We start from the raw sequence: 23,894 nt of genomic DNA, 5'->3' as shown, positions 1-23,894 counted from the left end.
TTCCTCTAGTACAACTTAGTTATTCCGCTTGTTTTTGAGCCTTTACGGATGAGTTCTTCTATCTTTTCAATCAATTCATCTAGGTTAGATACATCGATAATGTCTTCATTTGGGTCGACAACGCAGTCTTGAAAACCACTTTGCTGAGATGCTCGAAAATCAATTCCGATGACACCTATGTATAAGCCTGGTATTTCCTCTCTTGCTTTGTCACACATGCCTCTATCGACTAACCCTTTGAGGATGCCGTTGTTCGGACTTTCCTGCCCGTCACTTAAAATCAGCAGCATCTTAATTTTCTTGTTATAGACTTGCTGTTCTTCTTGATCGGAACTGTTCGGGTCACCGTCATGAAGCACCTGAGAACCCCTCAAAATACCTTGAAAAGCCGCAGTGCCGCCGTCTGCCCACATCGAGTTAATCGGATCCAAATCTGAGAGCTTATTCGATAGACGAATGTTGGAAAACTGCGATGAATTGGAAGAACCGTGCGCGTTAAATAGCTTTGTTCCACTCACACCATAGAAATCAGGCTGTAACCCCGACTTATCCGTAAACATCGTCGACACTGATGTCGATAAATCAACGTAGTTGTAGACATCTGCAACCAAGTAATTATCTTGATAGATCACATCCTGAATGCGTTTCGCGTACCGTCGATTGTCCGCTTTTGGATTGGGACAATATGATTGCCAATTCGCACAGTTGATCACCTCATTTTGCGAATACGTACGCCAGTAATCCCAGTTAACATCGTTGTAGGAATAAGGTGATACGTTCGTTTTATAGTTATCTTTGTAGCTCAGCTGGCTGGTCGCATTAGCTTTATTGCCCGAGACGATCTCCCTCGTTCGAACGTTAAAAGGCACAAAACCAACTCGGTTAAGCAACTTGTCTCCGGTTGTATCTTCTCCCGGTTCGTCACAAACGTATTTCCACTCTCCATCGACATAGTCCTGTTTAATTGAAGTGCAAAGGATTTTGCTGGATATTTCATCGATAGCAGTCTTTAGATCATCGATTTTTATGTGTCGACTCGAACCCCATCTGTCGTTCATTGAACCAGAAAAGTCCGACACAAAAGCAATATCGATATTGTTATCACCAAGATAAACAGGGTACTTCCGAGCTAACGAACGTCCCGCTAAGTCTTGCTGCTGATCAAACGAAGGGATAAAGCTACTCGCGAACCAAGAGTCATGTGTCGTCTTGGCATTCACTGTGTATTGGATGTATTCCAGAACCCCAGTGCCCTCGTCTTCCGCTTGGTGAACTCGGTCTGCAGAAAGGTTGGTTGATTTGATGTCTCGAACATAGTTTTCGACATACTTGGTCGCTAACCCACGAGCCTGATCCGGTTGATCTTCAATCGTCACCGCTATGGCTGCCGCCTCTGCTGAATCTCGTAATCGGCTAGTCTCTTGAACATAACGTGTGCCTTCAACCGCCCAAAAGGTCATGCCCATAATTGGAACAAGCAATAAGCCCATCCACACCGCGGCAACCCCTTGCTGTCTTTGGAGACTGAGATGCTGGCGATTGATATGACGATCGTGCTGCATTTTCATTTCATTATCTCCCAGGCATTATTGAAGAAGATCCAATCTTAACCGTGGTACTGGTGCCACTGTTGAAGAAGGGTTTAAACCAAGAACTTTGCTCCTCACAAAGGCTGATTCGGTACAATGGATACACAACGCCCTTTTCTACCGGAGCTAAATCCGCATGCTCGAAAATCGAATCGGTTTGGCAATTTAAGTTTCTGTACTTGCGGGTTGAGAATTCAGCGACATTCGTTTTATTGGTCAATGACTCTATCTTGATCGCCACGTTATCAACTGGTGTATTGAGCATTCGACTTGCCACTTTAGCCATGTCTTCTAACTCTGAATTAGTTACGGGTAGGTTTTGTCCTGCCAACACGTCGGCATCAAAGTAACGAGTACGCTCTTTGAGCACATTAACTAAAGCAAAACTGGATCGATCGAGCTTGGCGCGCACGAGTAGCTGATGACTCAAGTCTGCGCCAAACAGATAAACACCCCACAACGCCACAAGGATGAACAGCAATTCAACGGTGAATGAACCTTGCTGGCGAATCGCGTAAGACACACGTTGTTTACGGCGCATCATTATCCCACCCCTCGTGTTCTAAGTTCAAAACCATAGTGCTTGAAATATCCCTATCCGCAGCACCAGCCAATTTAATGACTGGGGTATAGCGGTAGGTCACGGTGATCTCGGCTAAGTCGTAATTGAAGTTCAACCCTTGATCAGAGTGTCCCCTGTTCGCGACGAAATCGTCATAGGTTTTGAAGTACTGACCTGCGATAGAGAACCTTGAGCTATCAATTAAGAAGCTCCATAAATTGTCATCATCTTCGATTAACGATTTGAACTTATTTTCGTATTGCTCGTTGATCCCTTCGCCTTCATATATCTTGGTATTTCTGATGGTTTCTCTCAGCGAATACTCGGTCATGTTCACAACGTAGATCTGGTAACTCGATTCGAAGATCGCAAAGGTGGCGAAAAACAGAACAAGCGCACCCAACACAAACTCAATCGCTGTCACGCCCTTCTGCTTATTAAGACGCTTCATCGTTAACTCCTAGCTGAGTTAATTCAGCGGCAATGCTCTGGATCTCTTCCGCTGAGAAGTCGCCTTTAAGTAACTTTTTGGCCGAGTCGATTTGCTGGGTTTTCATTAGTGCGATAGCTAGGTTCGCTTTAACTATCTTATTCGCAGGGTCTTCTTTTAAAACCGGGGCTAACGTTTCGATCGCTTGTTGGTACTCGCCATTGGCCATTTGAATCATCGCAATGTTGTTCTTAACCACGACATCATCATAACCGCGTAAACGGGCACGATTCAGTTCTTGGTAAGCTTCATTAAATCTTCCAACTTTGGTGTATGAGACGCCGAGTAAAACGTGAATTTGACCTGTGGTATTCCCCGCATCTACTGACTCCATATAAGCAGCAATGGCACTTTCAACGTCATTTCTTGCATCAAACACTTGCCCTTCTAACTGGTACAAGTTGGGATTTTCAAACCCCTCCTTTTGCAAATGTTGAACATAGAAGTCTGCCGACTCGATATCTCCTTTACGAAAATATGCCCATGCCAGTTTCTCTTTTACCTCTGGATCTTCAGAGCCCTGCTCTAGCTCGGATTTGTAATAACTAATCAAGCCGTCATAGTTCTTCACTTTTTCCATACTAGTCACGTCGCCAAGCTGTAGGTCTTGTGCTGAAGGGGCCGATTGACAGCCCGCTAACACACTCATCGACAACAAAATCAGACAAAAACGTTTTCCATTCACTTGTCGTCTCCCTATATGTTCAATGTCATTTGCATGATGCTCGGTGCGAGAATCAAGATGACGATCGGAAACATGATGAAAAGGATCAAAGGGACACTCATCTTCGCGGAGAGCTTACCTACCTTTTCCTCAACCGTAAGAATTTGGACTTTTCGCATGTCCTCTGCGAGATCACTTAGTACCTGAGCCACGGATGTGCCGTATTGCAAGTTTTGAATGATAGTCAGTACAAAGCTTCGTACTGGAGGCGTTGGGATACGTTCACTCAGATCATTGAGCGCCTTTTCCAAACCGTGTATTTTTGCAGAATCGGATGTGCGCTTAATCTGGTAGCAAAGGTCTGAATCAAATTCAGCTAACTCTTTGCCCAAATAAACCAACGCCGCTTCAATCGTCATACCGGTTTGGACACATACCGACATCATGTCGAGCAAATACGGCAGTTGAGCCGAGGTTCGACTGATCAACATCTTGCGGCGCATTTGTAGCATTGTATCTGGGACGACAATGACGCCAATCAGCGAGAAAATAACCACGATCAGTTTGTTGGTGGATGTCATGTCCCCTAACAAAACCAAGCCTGAAACCAACGCTAATACCAACAATTTGGCCGGAAAATAAAATTTTGCCCAATCCGTGTTGTAATAACCCGCCTCAATCATTTTTTGCTCGAGTTCTTGTCGGTGTTCTTTACCAAAACGAACAAAGAAGCGATTTACGCGCGAAGGCGCACGAGCCGAATTATCCCCGATATAGAGCGCAACCTTCTTATGTCGTTGCTCTTTACGAATCGAATCGACAATCAGAAACAGTAACGAAAAAAACAACACGATAAGGGAAGCCAGTAACATCATGCGCGTACTCCTCTCACTAATAACCAAACAAGGAATAAACCGAAAAGCTCACTACCCAATACGTAAAACAGTACCAGCCTTCCCTCAGGGTCATAGAGAACAAACTCCACATTATCTGGATTGACGTAGTTAAGAATAAGCATAAAAATCAAAGGGATCGCGGCAACAATTTTGGCGGAAATTCGGGCTTCCGAAGTCATCGCCATCTTCTTTTTCTCGAGTGTTCTAGAGTCCACCAGCACCCTAATCAACCGCGCTAACACACCTTTGAGTTGGCCGCCTCGCGCGATATTCGCTCTGATCGTCACGGTAAAGAAAAGAAACTCCGGATAAGGATAGTTTTTGCACGATCGTTTAAGCACCACTTCTGGCGACTCACCCAATTTCAGTCGGTCACCCATTAGCTTAAATTCACGACCAATCGGGTTATGCATCACATCGCCAACATAACCGATAGCTTGCATTAAGCTGTCACCTGCCGTTACCGCACTCATCAGAATGTTCAGCGCATCAGGGAACGTATTCTCAAATTCTCGACGTCTTCTTGTGACCAGGAATCGATAACCGCAAAGGGTAAACACCATAGATGAACCCAGTACAAACCACGTATTGGTGATTGATAACAACTCAACAACGATGTACCAAGATGCGATGATGCTGCCCGTGATATAGAGCGCGATGTACAAAGAAGAGCGTGGACCTAATACCATCAACGTGGGTGACACAGACTCTTTGAATTTTTGCCAGTTTTGTTTACGTACCAATGACTTGACGTTAATGGCATTGAAGTTTTCAGCTTCTACTTCTTCAATATTGAAAAACTGATTGACCTTTTTCACTTTTGAATCTCGGATCAAAAGCAGCACAAACGCCAAGAGGATTAACGAAAGCCAAAGCATTCTAGGCCCCCTTAAACGATGCTTTCAGCTCTTCGTAGAGCCCGAAGAATTGTGCTTTTTTCACAAGCTCAGATCGCTGCATAATGCCGTCGGTGACAAATTCGCCTTTAACGGTTTCTCCGTAGTGCGCGTCGTCATAACGAAAACGATAAATCTCTTCCATCACCACGCTGTCGCCTTCTAGGCCGACGATTTCCGAGATGCTTGTTATCTTACGAGACCCATCGCGCAACCTGTTAACCTGAACAATCATTTGAACGGCACTCACGATCGTTCTTCTAATCGCATCAAGAGGCTGATTTAGGTTCGCCATCATGACCATCGATTCAACACGAGCAATCGCATCGCGCGGCGTGTTGGCGTGCAGCGTAGACATAGACCCATCGTGTCCGGTGTTCATCGCTTGCAGCATTTCGAATGCTTCAGAGCCACGACACTCACCAAGAATAATGCGGTCTGGACGCATACGAAGTGCATTGATCACTAACTCACGCTGGGTTACCGCTCCAGTTTGTTCAACACTCGAGGTACGTGTTTCGAGTCGGACTAAGTTGGGTTGTTGCAGGCGCAGTTCAGCCGCATCTTCAATCGTGACAATACGTTCATCTTCAGCAATGTATTGAGATAGCGCATTGAGCAGCGTGGTTTTACCTGAGCCGGTACCGCCAGAGATCAACACATTGATTCGACAGCGCGAAGCGATCATCAGCACTCTCGCCATATCTGGAGACATAGAGCCGAAGCCAATCAAATCTTCAAAGCCGATGTTCTGCTCTCTGAACTTACGAATAGAGATCGAAGTACCATCCAACGAAATGGGAGGAATCACGATGTTCACACGGCTGCCGTCTTCTAACCTGGCGTCGACCGTCGGCGAAAGTTCATCGACACGTCTTCCGACACGTGAGGCAATACGCTTAGCAATGGCTAACAACTGTTCTTCATTCACAAACGAGACTTCGGACTTTTTCACCTTGCCGTGTCGTTCGAAAAAGATGTTATTGGGTCCGTTGACCATGATGTCAGAAATAGACTGGTCTTCGACCAAGGGCTGTAAAGGCCCCAAGCCAAACAGTTCATCAATCAGGCTTTTCACCAAGCCTGACTTCATCATCGAGGTAATCGGTCTTTGGTAGCTATTCGCCAACAAATCAACCGCTGCTTGTATTTGCGATTCAAGGTCTCGACGACTCATTTTCTGAACCGCTTCTGCATCTAGGGCTTCAAAGATCTGGCCACGAAACGCAAGGTATAAGTCTTTGTTAGAACTCATTTAACACGCACCTTTTTCAACCAAGAATTCATGCCCTTCTGATCCATCGGCTGACCATTGATCAGCTTCACCAGTTGTTCCATAGAACGACTAATGTGACGGTCATGCTTATGGCCGCGTTTACCATCGATAATGATGTGCGCTAACGCTTTGCAGTAATCGACTTCGAGGTCAACATTGGCGCCTAAATACTTAATCAGGTCGGGCTTTTGTAAGACGTAGGCATTTTCCGGGCGATGGTAGTTCACCACGGTAATCACACGAGTGCGCGACGATAGCGAAAGCTGTAAGTTGGAGACTTTTTCAAACAGTCGTTTTGCACTTCTTACTGAAGACACTGACGCATCCAACACCAACACAACCACATCAAAGTTTTCTACCAAGAGTTGAGGTTCAACTTTGAAATCCACGCCACCCGAAAAGTCTTCAATAATGAAATTGGTGTTGCGCGCTAACAGATCACACAAGGTTTGGTTGTAATTAAGAACATCGGTTTGACTCATGTCGCCATCAATCGCCAACAGACGTAAGTTCTTGCGAGCATTGATTAGGTAACTCAACGCCCCTTCTTCATCCATTTCATGCAATGGTGCGGTGAACTCGTCAATGGTTCTCGGCTTAAAGTCTTTTAGGCCGAGCAAGACATCAAGGTTGGTATCCGCATATTGATGATCGACGAGAATCGTGTCTGAACCTTGCGTCGATAATAGTGAGCTCAACTCGGTTGATAGAAACGATGCACCCACGCCGCCTTTTGAACCAACAATCGCCACTCGCTTCGCTTTACGTTTTTGGCTCACACCAGAGAAAGTCTTCAGGTTCTTACTTACGTGGTTTAAGAAGTCAGCAAATTCCTGCTTATTCACTGGCCAGAACACGTAGTAAAAACCCATATCTTTAAGCGAACGAAGCGTAGAAATCGCATCCTCTTTACCAATCACAACCACCCCTTTATGCGTGGGTAGCTTGCTGGCAAAGGATTTAGCGTCTTCAACCACATTGGTTGATTCATTAAGCTCTAGAATCACAATGTGGCTACTTTGTTGTTCTGTCAGCTTGGTCAAGCCGGCTTTGGCTTTAACGCATGCAGGATCATTCCACCCTTCAAATCGGAAGACTTCTTGAACAAGATCTAAACACTCTTGAGATTGATAGAACAAAGTACATCCGGCAACACCTGTCGTTCCGGTCTGAACTGGCTTAGCCTTTGTTGTTAATGCTTTAGTCAGGTCAAACATTATTGCTCTCCTACCAATCGAGACTTGTAAGCCACTTGCTTCAAGCGCATCGATTCAGCAAAGCAGTCTGGCTGCCTCAACCGAACGTGAATCTGTGCTGGTGCGCATTCTTGAGTCTTCAAACGCGTTAAGGTCACCTGAATCTTTAAGTCGCTCGGTAACAACTGAGCGTTTCGATACAAGACTCTTTGTGGCGCGATGACATGTGACGGATATTGATCGAAGATCGCTTGCAACATCTGTTTGCTACGGGTTGATTTGTAATCCACGACATAAGTGGCTTCTTTGTCCGTTGACTCAATATCTTGAATCAAAGCGGTAATCTGCTTGGTGGTTTCAGCACGGTTTTTCATCGCAAACTCAAAGCTATGATGCTCTTTGTACACCAAGGCTTCAGCACCATGTCCGACAAAATATTGCTCAGAGGCGCAGCCTAAAAGTGACGTGGTAAATAACGCCATTAATAGTAATTTCTTCATTGGATAAACCCTCCTTGCGACAACAGACGAATCGTTGCATCAGAAGATGTCACCGACTTACCATCCCACTTAATGTTTAGCCAACGCGCCAATGTGGAAGTCTTCTTGATGTAAGGCAGTTGAATGTCTTTCGGTTTCATCGGTTCAACAAGATTCACGGTAGCAACGATGATCAATTCAGTTCGTTTTCTTTCTGTGGTTGCTTTGCGGAAGGCGGCACCGAGTACTGGTATATCGCCCACAAAAGGGATTTTATGCATTTTTTCCAAATCAGCACTGCTCATCAAGCCACCAAGAACGAAGCTATCGCCATCGGCTAACTCAACGGTTGTCATCGCACGTCGTGAAGCCAGTTGCGGAACTTTGATACCTGCCGTTTCTATATAACCTTCAACTTCGCTTACTTCTGGCGCTAATTGCATGCGGATTCTGTCTTGGCTAAGCACTTTCGCGGTGAGATCGAGTTTGATGCCGAACTCTTTGAAGGAAATGTTCACATTGTTACTGGTAGTAACGATAACGGGCACTTCGCCGCCCACAAGGAAACTTGCAGACTCACCGGACAACACGGTTAAGTTAGGTTCAGCCAGAACTTCAGCAATCTGGTCGTTACCTAATGCCGTGATTAACGTACTGAGGTTTGCTGCCTCGAATTGGTCGAAAACAAATTCGCCGACGCTTGAACCTACTGAACTCCAATCAACACCAACGGTTTGTCCAAACGACTCCGTTACTTGCGCTACCGATATTTTGACGTTCACTTGCTGGGTCGTTGCCACTTCAATACGCTCGACGATCCCTTCCCACGTCATATTGCGCGCAAACACCATGCCTTCGGGTTCTTCATAATTTGAGCTATCGGACTTAAACTCCAGCTTCACCGTTTTGTCCCATTTCTCTGTTTTTTCTCGTCCAAGCAGAGTCGCAACCAAACGATAGATGTCGTCACGAGTCGCTTCGGAATCAACAAGACCACTCACGGCGACTTGCTCTCCCACAGACTGAATCTTGACTTTGGCATCAGGGAAATGAAATTTGAGTTGTCGTCTAATATCCGTTAAATCCAAATCAACAATAATGCGGTCTGAAAGCAGAACATCACCATCAATGCCATAGACGATCAGTCGCGATTGCCCAATAGCATTGGCGAACACAACTATCGTGTTGTCGTTAATTATTTTGTAGTCGACGATGTCAGGGTTATTAATAAACACTTGGCCAATGGGACTTTTTAGCTGGATGTGCTGACCATCATTGAGCGTGATGGAGCGATCGGCGGCAAAAGCGTTTGTTATAGAAAGTAAGCTAATCAGCGGCGCTAGAATGGAAGCAAACAGTACTTGTTTGATTCGATAGTGAATCATCATCACAAAGCCTCTCTCGGGTTGTTCTCGTTACCACGTAACTCAGCAATCCCTGTATAGTTATCGATAATATTGCGCACCTCCGCGAACTCGGGTTGCGTGTAGGTTTGGCTTCGGTAAATTTCGATGTGCATTGTTCGTTGTGCTAGCGCAAGTTTTGGTAACTCGTCGGGGCTAACTTCGATGACCACCGTAGTCAGTCCATCCTCTTTATTCGGAGCGCGAGCGTTAATAGAACTGTCACCAGTTGCGTCATTGCCAATGTTGAGTACTTTGACGTTTTTAAGAAACATTGACGCCTTCACCCCTCTAAAGCGCTTCGGCTTATCGATATTTCCAGCTAAGTTATCGTTTGGAGAACTCACAGTGAGGATATCGATGGACGTTCCAGGGCGGATATAATCGTTGATTAGGTTTTTGTCACTGACTTTGAGTGGGTATAACGTCATACCTTCCGTGATCAAAAGGTCGATGTATCCGGACTGGCCAGGCGTCACTTGATATTCAGGTAGTACCACCTCACCTGCGTTAAGGTTGCGATTGAGCAAAATGGAGGGTGAAAAGCTGATTTGTGCGTCTTCTCTGACACCAAGCGTTAATGCTTCACTAAGAGGGAGTTGTTGTTTTATGACACCTTGCGCATCGATCGCACGTCCTTTTTCATAAGGTTCCGTGGTCATCCAAACGGCAACATGCTCTTCATTTTTTTCTTCCACCACTTCAGCGGTCGTTGTCGGTTGAGGTTCACTCTTCAACAAATCGACAACGCCTAGCGCGCCGACTATTAAGGCAGCAATGGCAACAAGTAATACCAGTCGAGATCTCATAATGTTCTCATTCTTGGAGGTTTATATATGTGGCGTGTTTTGAGTTAAAATTACCAAGTAGAATCCAACGCTAATTGCTATCCCATATGGAATACCTTGTTGGTCGTTCGATGCTTTTCTTATTAGCTTTTTACTTATCAGCTTATTATTTACGAGATAAATAACGGCTAAAAATCCGCCAGCAAAAGCCGTCATAACAAACGCCCAAAGTAAATCGTTGAGAGGTATGGTAAGTGATAGAACCGCGACATATTTAATATCACCGGCTCCAATCCAAATCAGGGCGTAAAGAATCAGCCCTCCCCCTAACACCAGTAAAAAGCTCATAATTTGAATGTCTAACGGTGACAGAAAACATTGCAAAAAGAGTAATATCAACAATGCGTGATTTTGTATCTTGCGATAGAGAAAATCGGTAACCGATACATAGACACACACGATTGCCAAAAGCAGTAAATATACTTCAAAACTCAAAATTGGAAATATTGCCTAAATTTATATGGATTGACGTAAACATGTATTAATTGGTATTCCCAATTAACTGAGCCAGACCAATGAAAACATAGGTCTGGCACAAATATCTTTCGATATATTCTACATTAGCCAATAAGGCTTGATGTTAGCTGCTCGCAGTATCGATAGCAGTAGCTACTTGTTCAAAAGCGCCTTCTAGCTTACCAATGAAACCTTGTTCGCCTACAGCTGTAGTTACTAATACAGCCATTGCTACTGCAATAAGACCATATTCAATTGCAGTTACTCCGCGCTCATCGTTCTTGAATTGTGATAGAAACATGCTTGTTTTAACGTATAGCTTAGTAATCATTATTATGTCTTCCTATAAGGGCTGTTGAAAATTCGTCGCCATTATAATTAGCACCACCAATCTATGGAAAATACCTCCTATCGATTCAATCTATAGGTCGTGTAAAAAATGATCAAAACAAACACCTTTTAAAATATCAACAGAAATACAAAGTCCATATATGACAAACACTTACATTAAAAATCAGTTGAAAAACAAAATGAACATTTAAATTTATAAACTTTAAAAAATAAGACACACGTCAATCTTTCACTTAATCCAAAATTTATATAAGCTTTGGAACTAGCCTAATAGATAATTCATCGAACTTTGTTACTCCTTATAAAACATGTTGAAATACAATTATCATCACGCTATTGTTCTTCGAATCAACAAACTATAAAAAATATAATTTCTTTGTGTCAAAAGGTTAGTCGAATCATGAAACTACATTTCGAAAATATTGTTTCGTTCATAGCAGTAGTTGAAGAAGGTTCATTTAGCTCTGCTGCACGTAAGCTTGGCAAGTCTCAGTCAACGGTTAGTACCGCTGTGCAAAACCTTGAGTCAGACTTGGGTTTCAATTTATTTAATAGAGAACACTCTAAAGTCTGGTTAACTGAGAAAGGAAAACGCCTATTCCAATTATCTTTGCCTGTGGTATCGAAATATCGTGAGTTAATCACTATTGCAGAACAAATGAATCTATCCGACCAGATAGTTTACCGCGTGGGCATCGATCCATTGGTTTTCAACAAAAACGTAAAAAAGGCATTGTTGGCATTTTCAGAGGCTTTTCCTAATGTCGACCTACTTGTTGTGACTAAACCGAGTTTCGTTTTAGGGAACTATATAAACGAGGGAAAGATCGACCTAGCGTTAGGTAACCCATATCACAAGACATATAACGACTTTAATATAGAAGAGCTTTTTCACGTCAACTGTTGGTGGGTGGCACACGAAGACTTAGTATCATTTAAGTCTCATGCTTCATCGCAGCGTGTTCTTTTAATGGACGGATTTGAAGATCTTCTCAATTTGTCGAACATCGCCTCATATAATCTATGGCGGCTAGATGATTTGGAAACCATTATCGACCTATGCAAAGCTCAAAAAGGCATAGCTTTCCTACCAGGGTTTCTGCTAGAAGGAAGCCTTGAAGACAGTAAACTTAAGGTGATTACAGACCACCCCGATTTTTTTGGGAAACGAGTTATTGCATCCCTTTTCTGGCAAATACATTCTGACTTTAGCTTGTTTAATCAATGGATTAAGGACGAGCTAAAAACGAGTTCCAGTTATAAACAAACATTTATTGCGGACTTAGCCCAATAATGTTCTATTAAAATCATGACAATCACACTCTATTGCACTCTCCCGCTTCGAGTGTGATATTTCAATGCCGATATTTATCCGAATATAAACGCCAAGCAAAGCATATGAAATACATATAATTAATATCAGATATATTAGTTTATATATGCATTTTTATTTAGTTAGAATTCTTCATTACCTAGCCGTTCATAAATCTGTAATAAAACCTAGATAGACACTAGCCGATAAGGTTATTCAGCACTTAACTAATACTTAGTGTGTCACAAAGTCTCGAACGGTACTTCTCAAGCTGTAAATGCAGAAAACCCGTCATAAATAATAACGTTCGATAATAGAAGAGCTTTTCTGTAGTCACGTCAGACTAGCCCCAGTTATCAGATTTTTTTACGATAATATCAACAATGTCCGCAAGCTCTTTTCCTTTTTCTGTCAGACCATAATATACAGTCACAGGAACGGTTTCTTCTTGCCTGCGCCAGATAAAACCTTCTTTACTAAGTAACTTCAGCCTCTCACTCAGTACTTTACTAGACACTAAAGCCAGTTGCTTTTGAATTTGTCCAAAGCGTATCTCGCTACTCAGCCCTAATAACCAAACGATGTGAGCGGTCCACTTCGTAGAGATCAAGGTCAAATACTTATCAGCGTTACAGTAACCTTCAGGTTGCTTACCCTGTTCACTCATATTTACCTCTCAGCTTATCCAGTTCATCAATTGCATAGTTACTTAAAGGTAATTAGTTACTTTTAGGTAGCTAATTTCTTTTAGTAAGCACCCTATCTATTATGGCCTCAACCCAAAACACAAACAAGCAGGTGGTTCCATGAAGATATTTCTGTTCATAGTTTTAAACTTTATAACTTTCTATTCTTACGCATCAACAGATTACAAAAAACCGCAGTCACCAACAGAACTGCATCAACTTTTCGCTGAATACTTTTCAAAACAAGACATAGAAGGACTGGGCACTCTGTTCCATGAAGACGCCATATTCGTCCTGGATGCTCAGGGGAACCTTGCTAGAGGGCCAAAGGCTATCAAGCCGATATTGAAAGGTTATCTTCAAGGTGACGTTGAAATGCTAACCCATGATGTATCCATCCATATTAACGGCGATACGGCTCTTGTAAGGTCTGAGTGGGAGATAGTTGGAGGCCCTAAAGGAACCGCTCTGGAAGTGATGAGATATGTAGATGGAGGCTGGTTATACGTTATTGACAACCCAAATGGATTTTAAGTGGCCATTGCACTTTAGAGCATTGAAGAACACAGTCTAAAAGCTTAGCAGGCAATAAATTTCAGACACAAAAAAGCCCACGCTAGGTGGGCTTTTTTGCTTGTTCATAAAGAACGAATTTGGTCGCTACTGGGCGCGATTATCCAATCTATTAGATTGAATAAAATAAATTGATGAATATCAAAAGAAACACATCACCATTCCCATCATATTTCGGTGTATTCCCTGCACTCGCATTAGTTTGATTGCTGTTGAAGAATTTCAATACTAGAGGTCAAGTTGAACGCTGATGGCCATCTGATACCCGTATGTTTCTTCTCTGATATATCGAACGGTACGACCCAAAGCTTATGTCCATCCCCCAACTTAAAGGGGTATTGTAAGGCTTCATCAAAGTTATCTTGGCTAGGGTAGATAAGCACTACATTCTGACCACTTGTATCATCTACAAGGTATTTTTTTGCATAAGCAAACAGTTGGTAAATATCCGATTGAGAGATATTTGAGTTACTTAATTTGGTATTGAGAAGCTTCCATTTCGTATCGAGTACAACTTGGTTAGTGTTCCCTTTTTTAATGATCAAATCTGGGCGTAGGCTAAACTTATCTCGACCGTTATAACAAGCTAAATACTTACCAGTCACTTGTGTACTAACGGTAAGTTTAGGGTGACTCACAGCAAGCTGATCTTTTAATACTTTAGCGACGTAGTCTTCAAAGACCTTTTCCATTGGGAATAGCAAAGAAACGGCATGTGACTCACCTTTCATCGTTTGTGGAGAAAAGCCTTCTAATATCAGCTTGCACCACACCAATGGCACTTGATAGTAGTTCATCCCTCTATCGAGTTTTACATTGTTAAAGTCTGACTTGTAATCACTGCTTTGAGGAACTTCATTGAAAACAAACTCTAGTTCTTGGAGTAGCTTTTGATTGGCTGCACTACGACTGATGGTTTTCACTTTTAGAAGAGCTGAATGAAGCAAGCGATTAGCAGGGCGATCAAGTAGGAACTCATCATATTCACAGTAGAACTTGTGCTTATTGATGTAATTTCGCTTTACCTGTTTACCGACATCAAGCTTACCTTTCAAGAAGGCTAGGTTATCTTCCCGGTGAACGTAGTCACTTTTCAAGCCTCGTTTCACTAATGCATTAACCGATTTTAAAAACTGGCTAATAAACACTTCTAACAGCGGCATTTTCTGTTTTGCGATATTCGCGCTTGAGGTTTGAATATGGGAAAAGCCTTTTAGCGCTCTCAACATAATCAATAACGATTTTCGAGCCTTGTCATAGGTACTTTCATCATTGTCTGTCTCCTCACCTTTAAAACCCTTACCAATTTTAGGCAGTACTTCAATTTGGGTCCTGCCTGGTGTAAAGATCACCCCTGCGTAGTTTTGGACTTGTAGGACTTCCATATTGCGGCGACGACGCAGTTGCAGCAGCTTGCTTTCACTCTCATCACTTAAACAAAGGGATTTAAGGTAGTCATAAGCAATATTAGATATCACCTGAATGTGTGAATACTCAGATGATGTATAAGCTGCTTGTTTTGCGCCTTCTTCACTGACTAGGCAATCAAATTCAAACAGCGTAATTTCTTTTCTAGCCCTCAAAGGTTAGCCCTTCACGCTATTGAGAGAATAAATACCAATATAGGCTTCGGCTTCATCCCATATTGAGTCATCACAATCAAAGGGGCTGATTTTATAAGTGGTTTTATTGTTCTCATAGAGCTCTAAGCCGTGATCAGCACCAAACAGCTCGGTATATGACTCATTATTGACCTCAATAAGTTGTAGGCTCTCCTTATCACCTTCTTTTAAGCTGTCACCAAGAACCAAGCGTATCTTGTTCCAGTCTTCGTAAAAGTACTCTTCAAGTAGAGGGATAATCTTATTTTTAAACGCCGCTTTAAGCGCATCAAACGCGAGTTCATGTTCACCTGTTTTTGCCGCATTGTAGGCTGGGAATAGGAAAGCATGACCAAGGGTATGTTCACGGTCATATAGTACTTCAATACGTTTATTAAGAGCTTCAAGTAAAAATTTCAAGTCGATCTTCTGTCCGTGCCATTCTATACAATGGTCGCTAAACAAATCTGCTCTGGGCATCATTTCAACGAAATCAAAACGACGACGTAATGCTGTGTCCATCATTGCCAAGGAACGGTCCGCCGTATTCATTGTACCTATAATATGAAGGTTATCGGGAACAGAAAACTTCTCGTCAATATGAGATAGTGGAAGCTGTAACTCCAACTCTTCTTCAGCACCTTTTCTCTTTGATGGTTCGATCAGAGTGATCAATTCCCCAAAGATCTTAGAGATATTTCCACGGTTGATTTCATCAATCACTAATACATAGTTTTGGCGCTTTATGGCTGGTTGCTGCTCAATTGCCACCAACCCCTTTAAGTAACGAACTAGCGGGTTATAGTAAACTCCAAGACCCGATGTATAATCTCGTGAGCCTTCAAAGATATCTTTCAGTGTATTGATGCTAAGAGTGTGGTCTTTTTTACCATTACTTTTCTCAAAGAAAATGCGTTTAGCATTAAAATCCATGACACGAAAAGACGTTTGAGACATCGTAATTTCAAGACTGTCCTTTTCAGCTAATTGTTCAGAAAATACCTGCCAGCATAGGTCAAAGCTATGAGCTTTTGATGCTGCCTTATCCGTTGTATGCTTTGCGGCCTCATCACATATTTGTCTGAAAACTCCTTTTTCAACATCATAAGAGATCTCACCATCTTCTGAGTTTGCTTTCAATCCCTCTACAAACTCTTCATAGCCATAACTTTGATGGAAAGTGACAAACCGAATACGACCAGCCTTGCTAAGTGACTCGTATTGTTCGACCAAATAATTACGCTGCTCTTCGGTCGCTCCCTTCTTTGAGTCAATACCAAGCGTTGCATATTCTTCGGGCTCGGCAGCCCTAACCGCCGCTTCAATCGTATGATACGTTTTACCTGTTCCCGGTGGTCCATAAAGAATTTGGTTGAGAGGGGAGACTACAGCAGGTTTATTCTTATATGCTTGAGGAGCTGGCTCTTTAACAGTGCTATTGGCATCCTCAAATTCTTCATACAAATGCCAAACCTGCATATTTCGAAGCAATATTGAATAATCATCAGGTAAGACATCCTTTAGCTTTTCAGTTAACCAAGTGTTTTTTTGGTACCAATCACCACTTTCTGGGAGTTCAAACTGATACTTTTGGTTTAGCCTTTGATATACATAATCAAATTTATTGCTTTGAATGGTAGTTGTTAGAAAATCAGGATAAGCCGCAGCCCAAGCTCGGTTAAGTAAAGCTATACATCGAAATGACAATAGCCCGGACTGGACCATTTCATCGATTTTCTCGACACTTCGAAGGTATGACTGATGATCACTATTAGTTATTATTGAAGATGTGAGCTCTCGTAGTACTTCGATATTGGTAGAGAACTGTTTGTCTGACAGGTTTCCCTGCATAAGCCTTGATACACCATTCTCACGCGTAAACCATAAGCGTCTTAACAGGGCATCATCAATGCTAGAGCTTTTCATCTGCTCTACGATTTCTGCGTAATGCTTATGCCACCAGCTCTGCTCTATTGCTTCCTGATCTTTTAACTCAGTAAATTTCTCTATCAATTTAACAGTCATCACTCCTCCTAGAGCTTACTAACTATTCTTCTTATAATTCTCAGCCTGCTCTAGCACGCCTTTGTAAACATCATCATTGGCTACTGGTGGGAAGCCGTATTTATGTAGCAGTAAGATTAAATCCACTTTCAACTTGGCTTTGATATCATCGCGCCCTGCCCAATCTGGATATTGGGCGACATTGTCTACGGTAGTTTTCATCTCCTTCGCCAGTTCGAGCATCTTGTCATCGTCGTAAGTGAAATCGTATTTCTTGCGCATGTGATTCAAGATATCGAGGAACGCTTTCTCTTCTAGGTCGATCCCTAGCTCTTCAAATGAGCCCATTTCTTTCACGATATCAAAGATAATATCGGTCATTTCTTGAGAGAAGGTATCGAACTCCTCGCCATTCAACACATCATTTTCACGACGTTCGTTATACTGCTCCACCAGCGATTGGAAGCGCTTAGAGAAGTTCATGCCTTGTAGCTGGTTGACCTTTTTAAAATCGCTTATCGCCTTCTCTAGCAGCTTTTGAAGCAACTGAATCTTGGTGTTAGGCAACTTAATCTTGTTGATACGAGCTAGGTAATCTTCGTCAAAAATATCGATAGCTTCGGCGTGCTCATCACCAATGGTAAAGATCTCTTCTACTCCATCGGCACGAAGTGCTTCTGCCACTAACTCTCGAACACGCTTATTCATTTGTGCCGTGTCTGGTGCATCACCTTTGGTCAGCTTAAAGATGATAGAGCGCACTGCTATATAGAAGTGAATTTGGTCGCGCTCTTGCTGAGATAACAATTCACTACCACAACAAACATCATAAGCCGCCTTCATACGGCCGACTAAAGCCATGAATCGGGTTTCGCCTTTCTTGGTTTGAAGAATGTATTCTGCCGACTGATTAAGACACTCTAGCTGCTTACACGGCTCTCCTGTGTAATAACCGGCCGTATCGAACTTGTGGAACATCTGCCTTAACAGATCGAGATGGTTCTTCACCTCAATAACGGAAAAGCGAATATCTTCAAAGTTAGTCTCATCAGCCTTTGAATACATCGCTAAGGCTTGATTCATTCGCGACTTGATACCAATGTAATCGATAACTAGCCCTTTCGCCTTGCCTTCAAACTTACGGTTAACACGTGAGATAGTTTGAATCAGGTTGTGTTTCTGCAACGGCTTATCGATGTAGATAGTATCCAATTCAGGAACGTCAAAACCTGTTAGCCACATATCGACCACAATGGCTATTTTGAAATTCGACTTAGGACTCTTAAACTGCTGGTCGAGCGATTTTCGATATTCCTTTGTCCCTAGCAGGCTGTACTGATCAGGGTCATCGTCTTTACCGCGCGTCATCACCATTTGCACCATCGCGAGTGGTTTTAACTCTTCTTTCTCTTTTTCTGTCAGCTCGACGCCATCAATTGATAGCTTTTCCTCGAACCATTCTGGCTTTAAGATTTTGACTTGCTTATAAAAATCAAACGCGATTTCACGACTCGCACAGACAAACATCGCCTTGCCCTTTATCGTGGAACCTTCTTTAACTCGCCCTTCATAATGTTCAACAAAGTCTTTCGCCAAAGCTTCAACACGTTCAGGGTCGCCAAGAATCGCGTTCATATTGGCAGAAGCTTTCTTACTCTCTTCTATCTGATGTTCATTAGTGCCCGCTTCTGCGCACGCTTGGTAGTATTTCTCTACCTCTTCTAGCTTGCTGTTATCAAGAATGACTTTAGCTGCTCGGCCTTCATAAACAATACGAACCGTAATTTCATCATTAACAGATTCTGTCATGGTGTAGCTGTCTACTGCATGACCGAATACATCAAGGGTGGCATCTATTGGTGTTCCAGTGAAACCAACGTAAGTCGCGCTTGGTAGAGAATCATGTAGATACTTAGCAAAGCCGTATGTCTCTTTCACATCGACGGCTACACCATCTTGATATTTGATCACCACTTTCTTATCAAGGTTGACCTGTGAACGGTGCGCTTCATCGGAAATACAGATGATATTAGTACGCTCTGAAAGCAATTCGATGTCTTCGGTAAACTTATGAATGGTAGTCAGGAACACACCACCGCTTTTGATGCCTTGCAGTTTGTCTCTTAAGTCTTGGCGGCTTTTAACTGGCACTACCATCTCATCACCAATGTAATCAGAGGCGTTACAGAACTGCTTAGAAAGCTGGTCATCGAGATCGTTGCGGTCGGTAATAAGTACAATGGTCGGGCTTTCAAAATCGATGCTTTTCATCAGTAGGCGAGATAGAAATTGCATGGTAAAGCTCTTACCACACCCTGTTGCACCAAAGTAAGTACCGCCTTTACCACTACCGTATGGCTTACGTTCTTTGTCAATATTGTAGTAAAGCTTTCGCGCTGCGTAGTACTGGGGGTAACGACAACAGATTTTTATTTCTTTCTTTGATGTATCAGGGAAGAAGACAAAGTTCTTCACCACATCAAGTAATCTGGTTTGGTTAAACAACCCGGCAATCATGGTGTAGAGGGAATTAATACCCTCCTTTTCGGTAGACTCGTTGCCCGTTACTTTTCGCCATGCATAGAAAAACTCATACGGCGCAAACAGGTTACCCATTTTGTTGTTCACGCCATCACTAATAATGCACATCGCGTTGTAGACGAACAGCTTGGGAATATCACGGCGATAACGAACGCAGATTTGCTTCCAAGCATCAAAGATGGTCGCGTCTTTCTCTCGCACGGCACTTTTGAATTCAAACACCACCAGCGGTAAGCCGTTCACATAAAGGATGCCATCAGGGATTCTTATCTGTTCATCGACACCTTCAATCTCTAGCTGGTTAACGATTTTATAGATGTTGGTGTCAGTCGCTTCTAGCCGATTTGTTTCTAAGTACGTAACCTTACCTTCAGCAACTTTTCTATCAGAGTTATCTGCTTTAGATTTATTCTCTAGCAGCGGGACAAACATCAAACGCAAGGCTTGTGCCAAATGTCTTGTATCGATTAACTCAATATAGAGATCTTTCTTTGAGCGATCTTCACGTTTAAACAAGAAGCCATTCGTTAGCCATTGGCAGAAGGTTTTATTGCTATGGTACAAATCACTGGCAGGCAACGTTGAGATCATACGAACAATGGTGTAGATCTCGCTCTCGGTTATACCATCGCCTCGGTACTGATTGGCAAGGTAGCGGCGTAAGTCATCTAGAATGAGGACTTGCTCTTTGTCTTCACGCGCTATTTGTTCACCCACTGCGTGTGGGTAGCCTTGCTCACCCAATAGCTCAATAATGGCTTGTTCGAGTTTGGCTTCAGTAAATTTTAAGCTCATCGCCTTTTCCTACTGCTGTTTGACGTTGTTTGTTGTTTTCTAAATTGAGTTATTTGAGTTTGTTTTTGGACCAAATCGGTTTTGTTCCGTCATCTGAGGTGTGTTTGATTCGCCACCTTAGAACTTCACCTTCTTCACCTTAGAACCTCGCCTTCGTCATCTCAGAACTGAGGAACGAGGTATCTGAGATCTCGCTTTTCATCACCACCAAAAACGAGATTCCTGATAAGTTCGTCCCTCACTTTCTGGAATGACTAAAGGTTACTCTGCTAGTGCTTTAGCTTGCTCTACTTGCACGTTTTCTAAATCGATTTCGCCGGAAAGCAATTTAGGAAGTAGCGTGTCACGTAGCGATGCAAGCGATTCATTTTCACCAGTATTTTGAGCCATCATAGAACACAGATTCCCAACAATGGCCTCATACTTCTCGATGATGCTTTTAGGTGGAACAACTACTTTGAAATGCTTGAGCGTAGGTCCGCTCCAACTAGGGAATGTTGAGCCTGTTGTAAGGATCAATAAGTTATTTAACTGGCTTTTAAATAGGTAATTGGCAAAAGCTGGATAATCATCGGATCGGACAGAACATACACCTCTACCTATGCAATATTCGCCATCACTTACTACATAACGACCAGTAGTTGAACCGCGAACGCATACGATGAGATCCTTATCTTTAGACAATTTTGTAGGCGCTGTTGTCCATTTTTGAACAACAGGGTGATAAACACCAAACTCCACAGGACCGTTCACCAAAGGCATTCCTACATTCTGGTCATTGTATGTGGTCCCTTTAGGTGACTGACCCATAATGACATCTACGACTGATGACAATGAATCAACTTCCCATCCCTCTGGAATAAAACCCAACTCAGACTCAACTAGCTTTTCTGGGAATAGCGAGGCAGTCGCAGTATCCATGCCCTCTGGCTGCTCGCCATTCATTTTGGCTTTCACCGGATCGAAGTCGACAAACCATGACTTGAAAATGGCTTGCGCCATTTCTTCTAGGGTTTGGTTTATCTCATAGTTGAGGTGAATCTTATCATCCAGCTCGCCTAAAACCGCAGCAATACGATTTTGCTCTTCTAAAGCAGGAATCGGAAACAACAGACGTTCAAGAGTTTGCAGGTTTATATTGTCTTGTACACTACCAGTAGCTTGTGCCTGAATGCGCTTCCTTAACAATCGGAATACGTACTCTATGAAGTAAACATTACACTTCGATTCATCAGCTATAAATCCAATTACGCTATCTGGAAAACAAGCTGGATAAGTAAGTATCCCTGTTTCGGCTATGTTTGCGGCTATGGTGATGCACATAGTACCTTTCGGCCATAACCGACTCTGAGCTAAACCCTCTTCGCTATACGTCTGAGAGTGTTGGGAAATGCGGCCTTTAGAAGCCTTTACATCACCAGTTTGAACAAATGGGTAAGGCCCACCGTACAAGTGAGCCGCATCTCGTGGACGATGACGTGAACGCCCTCGATTTACTTCACCTAGGTCGCTGAGTTTTACCTGATACCACCCTTCAGGAACGTGAAGTTCAAAGCTCATAACCTAACCCCGCTAGGTTCTTCTTAATCTCGGCTTCTAAGGTTGCGGACTCGGCAAACTGTTTACTTAGCTTTGAAGTCAATATCGTCATCTTTTCAGCAAACGGAATGCCATCATCTTCTACGTCAGCTGCGCCAACATAACGCCCCGGCGTCAGTACAAAATCATTGGCTTCAATGTCGGCAATGGTCGCTGACTTGCTAAAACCAGCTTAGTCTTGATACTTCTCTACTTTACCGTCACCACGCTCAATACGCGCTTTGAGTTCTGCGTCATCACAACGCCAAGCATGGTATGTGTCGGCAATCAGCGCGATGTCGTCTTTAGTCAGCTCTTTATTGGTGCGGCTAATCATGGTGCCCATTTCACGGGCATCAATAAACAGCGTCTCTTTTTGGCGGTTACGGAAACCTTTGGTGGTGTTCTCGGTTTTGTCTTTAGTGATAAACCAAATGCACACAGGGATCTGCGTAGTAAAGAACAGCTGCCCCGGCAGAGCAATCATACATTCAACGCGATCGTTCTCGATAAGCTGCTGGCGGATCTCCCCTTCACCGGACGTGTTTGAACTCATTGAGCCGTTCGCTAATACAAAACCCGCCGTGCCTGTTTCACTTAGCTTCGAGAGCATGTGCAAAATCCAACCGTAGTTGGCGTTGCCTGTTGATGGAGTACGATAGCCGGCAAAGCGCACATCATCGGTTAGCTCGGCTTCATTACGCCAACCTTTAAGGTTAAACGGTGGGTTAGCCATGATGTAATCGGCTTTCAAGTCTTTATGCTGGTCAGCAAAAAAGGTATCAGCTGCACGCTCACCTAAGTTACCCGATAAACCACGAATGGCTAAGTTCATCTTCGCCAGTTTATACGTGGTCGAGGTCAGCTCTTGACCATAAATAGCGATGTCTTTGGTGCGCCCTTCATGCTCTTTAATGAATTTTAAAGACTGAACAAACATACCGCCGGAGCCACAAGCCGGATCGTAGATCTTACCTTGGAAAGGTTCTAGCATTTCAGCTAACAGTGTTACCACTGACTTAGGCGTATAGAACTCGCCACCACCTTTGCCTTCGGTTGCTGCAAACTTACCTAGGAAGTATTCATAAACACGACCGACTAAGTCCTCTTCGCTCATGTCGCATTCGTTCGCCAGCGTATCGATGTTTTCAATGCTGTCGATAAGTGACGCCAGCTTTTTCACTTCCAAACCTTGGCGCGAGAAGTAATTATCTGGCAAAGCGTCTTTTAAGCTTGGGTTGTTTTTTTCGATGGTTGATAGAGCGGTATCGATAATGATAGCGATATCATCTTGCTTAGCGCGCGCTTTAACAAATGACCAGCGCGCATCTTCTGGCAGAAAGAAGATGTTGTCTTGTTGATAGAACTCTTTCATCTCAACAAAAGCTTCTTGCCCGTCGTCTATCATCTTCTGACGGCGTGCTTCAAACTTGTCGCTGATGAACTTCAAGAACACAAGGCTTAATACCACGTGTTTGTATTCAGATGACTCAACACTGCCACGCAGCTGATTAGCGGTATCCCAAAGGGTCTCTTCAAAGCCTTTGGTCGCTTTTTTAGCTTTTGAAGCGGGTTTAGCTTTTGAGGCAGGTTTCTTGTTAGCAGGTGCTTTTGCCATGTTCTTAATTACTCGAATAATGTAGGACTTGGCTCTGAACAGCAGAGCCAAGATTTATTGCGTGGTATTGTAGCGTAAAT

20 protein-coding genes and 1 pseudogene are annotated in these 23,894 nt (G+C 43.1%); 2 read left to right on the top strand and 19 right to left on the bottom strand.

Features of this window, described 5'->3' with window-relative positions; translation table 11 throughout:
• Positions 1–5: 5 nt before the first annotated feature.
• From BCU75_RS15735 to BCU75_RS15675, 13 genes are all read right to left on the bottom strand, one after another.
• The gene (locus BCU75_RS15735; RefSeq protein WP_102474449.1) at positions 6–1,562 is read right to left on the bottom strand and encodes a TadE/TadG family type IV pilus assembly protein; all 1,557 of its coding nucleotides are present in this window, start codon (positions 1,560–1,562) and stop codon (positions 6–8) included.
• 10 nt (positions 1,563–1,572) lie between these two features.
• Positions 1,573–2,130, bottom strand: a complete 558-nt coding sequence (tadF, locus tag BCU75_RS15730) for a tight adherence pilus pseudopilin TadF (RefSeq protein WP_102474401.1) — start codon at positions 2,128–2,130, stop codon at positions 1,573–1,575.
• The gene (locus BCU75_RS15725) at positions 2,120–2,602 is read right to left on the bottom strand and encodes a TadE family protein (RefSeq protein ID WP_099166926.1); all 483 of its coding nucleotides are present in this window, start codon (positions 2,600–2,602) and stop codon (positions 2,120–2,122) included. Before BCU75_RS15725 ends, tadF begins: the two co-directional genes overlap by 11 nt.
• Positions 2,589–3,290 (bottom strand): tetratricopeptide repeat protein, encoded by a 702-nt coding sequence (locus tag BCU75_RS15720; RefSeq protein ID WP_102474400.1) that lies wholly within the window; start codon positions 3,288–3,290, stop codon positions 2,589–2,591. Before BCU75_RS15720 ends, BCU75_RS15725 begins: the two co-directional genes overlap by 14 nt.
• Before the next feature lie 47 nt (positions 3,291–3,337).
• Positions 3,338–4,180: a type II secretion system F family protein gene (locus BCU75_RS15715; protein WP_102291571.1), complete on the bottom strand. Its 843-nt coding sequence runs from the start codon at positions 4,178–4,180 to the stop codon at positions 3,338–3,340.
• Complete coding sequence (locus BCU75_RS15710; RefSeq protein WP_102474399.1) at positions 4,177–5,079, bottom strand: type II secretion system F family protein; 903 nt, start codon at positions 5,077–5,079, stop codon at positions 4,177–4,179. The genes BCU75_RS15715 and BCU75_RS15710 overlap by 4 nt, the downstream gene beginning before the upstream one ends.
• A gap of 1 nt (position 5,080) precedes the next feature.
• Positions 5,081–6,352, bottom strand: coding sequence for a CpaF family protein (locus BCU75_RS15705; protein WP_004733950.1), 1,272 nt, complete (start codon positions 6,350–6,352; stop codon positions 5,081–5,083).
• Positions 6,349–7,590, bottom strand: a complete 1,242-nt coding sequence (locus BCU75_RS15700; RefSeq protein WP_102314327.1) for an AAA family ATPase — start codon at positions 7,588–7,590, stop codon at positions 6,349–6,351. Before BCU75_RS15700 ends, BCU75_RS15705 begins: the two co-directional genes overlap by 4 nt.
• Positions 7,590–8,069 (bottom strand): hypothetical protein, encoded by a 480-nt coding sequence (locus BCU75_RS15695; RefSeq protein ID WP_102474398.1) that lies wholly within the window; start codon positions 8,067–8,069, stop codon positions 7,590–7,592. Before BCU75_RS15695 ends, BCU75_RS15700 begins: the two co-directional genes overlap by 1 nt.
• Positions 8,066–9,436: a type II and III secretion system protein family protein gene (locus BCU75_RS15690; RefSeq protein WP_102474397.1), complete on the bottom strand. Its 1,371-nt coding sequence runs from the start codon at positions 9,434–9,436 to the stop codon at positions 8,066–8,068. The genes BCU75_RS15695 and BCU75_RS15690 overlap by 4 nt, the downstream gene beginning before the upstream one ends.
• Entirely contained in the window at positions 9,436–10,260 is an 825-nt protein-coding gene (gene cpaB / locus BCU75_RS15685; RefSeq protein ID WP_102474396.1) for a Flp pilus assembly protein CpaB, read from the bottom strand. Before cpaB ends, BCU75_RS15690 begins: the two co-directional genes overlap by 1 nt.
• A 21-nt stretch (positions 10,261–10,281) precedes the next feature.
• Positions 10,282–10,734 carry an A24 family peptidase gene (locus tag BCU75_RS15680; RefSeq protein ID WP_102474395.1) on the bottom strand — a complete coding sequence of 151 codons (453 nt, stop codon included), beginning with the start codon at positions 10,732–10,734 and terminating at the stop codon, positions 10,282–10,284.
• Between the two features lie 145 nt (positions 10,735–10,879).
• Positions 10,880–11,086, bottom strand: coding sequence for a Flp family type IVb pilin (locus tag BCU75_RS15675; RefSeq protein WP_102474394.1), 207 nt, complete (start codon positions 11,084–11,086; stop codon positions 10,880–10,882).
• A 420-nt stretch (positions 11,087–11,506) separates the two neighbouring features.
• On the opposite strand from BCU75_RS15675, the gene BCU75_RS15670 reads away from it, so the two are divergent.
• Positions 11,507–12,400 (top strand): LysR family transcriptional regulator, encoded by an 894-nt coding sequence (locus BCU75_RS15670; RefSeq protein ID WP_102474393.1) that lies wholly within the window; start codon positions 11,507–11,509, stop codon positions 12,398–12,400.
• Positions 12,401–12,761: 361 nt separating this feature from the next.
• Here BCU75_RS15670 and BCU75_RS15665 read toward each other — a convergent pair whose 3' ends face one another.
• A complete protein-coding gene (locus tag BCU75_RS15665) occupies positions 12,762–13,085 on the bottom strand; it encodes a winged helix-turn-helix transcriptional regulator (RefSeq protein ID WP_102474392.1) in 324 nt (107 codons plus the stop codon).
• 139 nt (positions 13,086–13,224) lie between these two features.
• On the opposite strand from BCU75_RS15665, the gene BCU75_RS15660 reads away from it, so the two are divergent.
• Positions 13,225–13,638 carry a YybH family protein gene (locus tag BCU75_RS15660; RefSeq protein WP_102474391.1) on the top strand — a complete coding sequence of 138 codons (414 nt, stop codon included), beginning with the start codon at positions 13,225–13,227 and terminating at the stop codon, positions 13,636–13,638.
• A gap of 236 nt (positions 13,639–13,874) precedes the next feature.
• Here the strand turns inward: BCU75_RS15660 and BCU75_RS15655 are convergent, their stop codons facing one another.
• The 5 genes and pseudogenes from BCU75_RS15655 to BCU75_RS15635 form a co-directional block, all read right to left on the bottom strand.
• The gene (locus BCU75_RS15655) at positions 13,875–15,260 is read right to left on the bottom strand and encodes an McrC family protein (protein WP_198593427.1); all 1,386 of its coding nucleotides are present in this window, start codon (positions 15,258–15,260) and stop codon (positions 13,875–13,877) included.
• 3 nt (positions 15,261–15,263) lie between these two features.
• Positions 15,264–17,303, bottom strand: a complete 2,040-nt coding sequence (locus BCU75_RS24585) for an McrB family protein (protein WP_102474390.1) — start codon at positions 17,301–17,303, stop codon at positions 15,264–15,266.
• Between the two features lie 18 nt (positions 17,304–17,321).
• Positions 17,322–20,618, bottom strand: coding sequence for a type I restriction endonuclease subunit R (locus BCU75_RS15645; RefSeq protein ID WP_102474389.1), 3,297 nt, complete (start codon positions 20,616–20,618; stop codon positions 17,322–17,324).
• A gap of 261 nt (positions 20,619–20,879) precedes the next feature.
• A complete protein-coding gene (locus tag BCU75_RS15640) occupies positions 20,880–22,178 on the bottom strand; it encodes a restriction endonuclease subunit S (protein WP_102474388.1) in 1,299 nt (432 codons plus the stop codon).
• Positions 22,168–23,814: pseudogene (locus tag BCU75_RS15635) on the bottom strand (N-6 DNA methylase). Before BCU75_RS15635 ends, BCU75_RS15640 begins: the two are co-directional and overlap by 11 nt.
• Positions 23,815–23,894 lie beyond the last annotated feature (80 nt).

The sequence above is a fragment of the Vibrio splendidus genome, from assembly GCF_002873455.1.
GTDB lineage: Bacteria > Pseudomonadota > Gammaproteobacteria > Enterobacterales > Vibrionaceae > Vibrio > Vibrio splendidus_J.
The sequence above is the reverse complement of the archived record's forward strand: the minus strand, read 5'-3'. Positions and strand labels throughout refer to the sequence as shown.

Coding starts and splice junctions, on each gene's coding strand:
- BCU75_RS15710 (WP_102474399.1), bottom strand. CDS start 5,079: ATGCTTTGGCTTTCGTTAATCCTCTTGGCGTTTGTGCTGCTTTTGATC.
- tadF (WP_102474401.1), bottom strand. CDS start 2,130: ATGCGCCGTAAACAACGTGTGTCTTACGCGATTCGCCAGCAAGGTTCA.
- BCU75_RS15735 (WP_102474449.1), bottom strand. CDS start 1,562: ATGCAGCACGATCGTCATATCAATCGCCAGCATCTCAGTCTCCAAAGA.
- BCU75_RS15665 (WP_102474392.1), bottom strand. CDS start 13,085: ATGAGTGAACAGGGTAAGCAACCTGAAGGTTACTGTAACGCTGATAAG.
- BCU75_RS15720 (WP_102474400.1), bottom strand. CDS start 3,290: ATGAGTGTGTTAGCGGGCTGTCAATCGGCCCCTTCAGCACAAGACCTA.
- BCU75_RS15725 (WP_099166926.1), bottom strand. CDS start 2,602: ATGAAGCGTCTTAATAAGCAGAAGGGCGTGACAGCGATTGAGTTTGTG.
- BCU75_RS24585 (WP_102474390.1), bottom strand. CDS start 17,303: ATGACTGTTAAATTGATAGAGAAATTTACTGAGTTAAAAGATCAGGAA.
- BCU75_RS15675 (WP_102474394.1), bottom strand. CDS start 11,086: ATGATTACTAAGCTATACGTTAAAACAAGCATGTTTCTATCACAATTC.
- BCU75_RS15700 (WP_102314327.1), bottom strand. CDS start 7,590: ATGTTTGACCTGACTAAAGCATTAACAACAAAGGCTAAGCCAGTTCAG.
- BCU75_RS15645 (WP_102474389.1), bottom strand. CDS start 20,618: ATGAGCTTAAAATTTACTGAAGCCAAACTCGAACAAGCCATTATTGAG.
- cpaB (WP_102474396.1), bottom strand. CDS start 10,260: ATGAGATCTCGACTGGTATTACTTGTTGCCATTGCTGCCTTAATAGTC.
- BCU75_RS15660 (WP_102474391.1), top strand. CDS start 13,225: ATGAAGATATTTCTGTTCATAGTTTTAAACTTTATAACTTTCTATTCT.
- BCU75_RS15695 (WP_102474398.1), bottom strand. CDS start 8,069: ATGAAGAAATTACTATTAATGGCGTTATTTACCACGTCACTTTTAGGC.
- BCU75_RS15715 (WP_102291571.1), bottom strand. CDS start 4,180: ATGATGTTACTGGCTTCCCTTATCGTGTTGTTTTTTTCGTTACTGTTT.
- BCU75_RS15690 (WP_102474397.1), bottom strand. CDS start 9,436: ATGATGATTCACTATCGAATCAAACAAGTACTGTTTGCTTCCATTCTA.
- BCU75_RS15640 (WP_102474388.1), bottom strand. CDS start 22,178: ATGAGCTTTGAACTTCACGTTCCTGAAGGGTGGTATCAGGTAAAACTC.
- BCU75_RS15705 (WP_004733950.1), bottom strand. CDS start 6,352: ATGAGTTCTAACAAAGACTTATACCTTGCGTTTCGTGGCCAGATCTTT.
- BCU75_RS15670 (WP_102474393.1), top strand. CDS start 11,507: ATGAAACTACATTTCGAAAATATTGTTTCGTTCATAGCAGTAGTTGAA.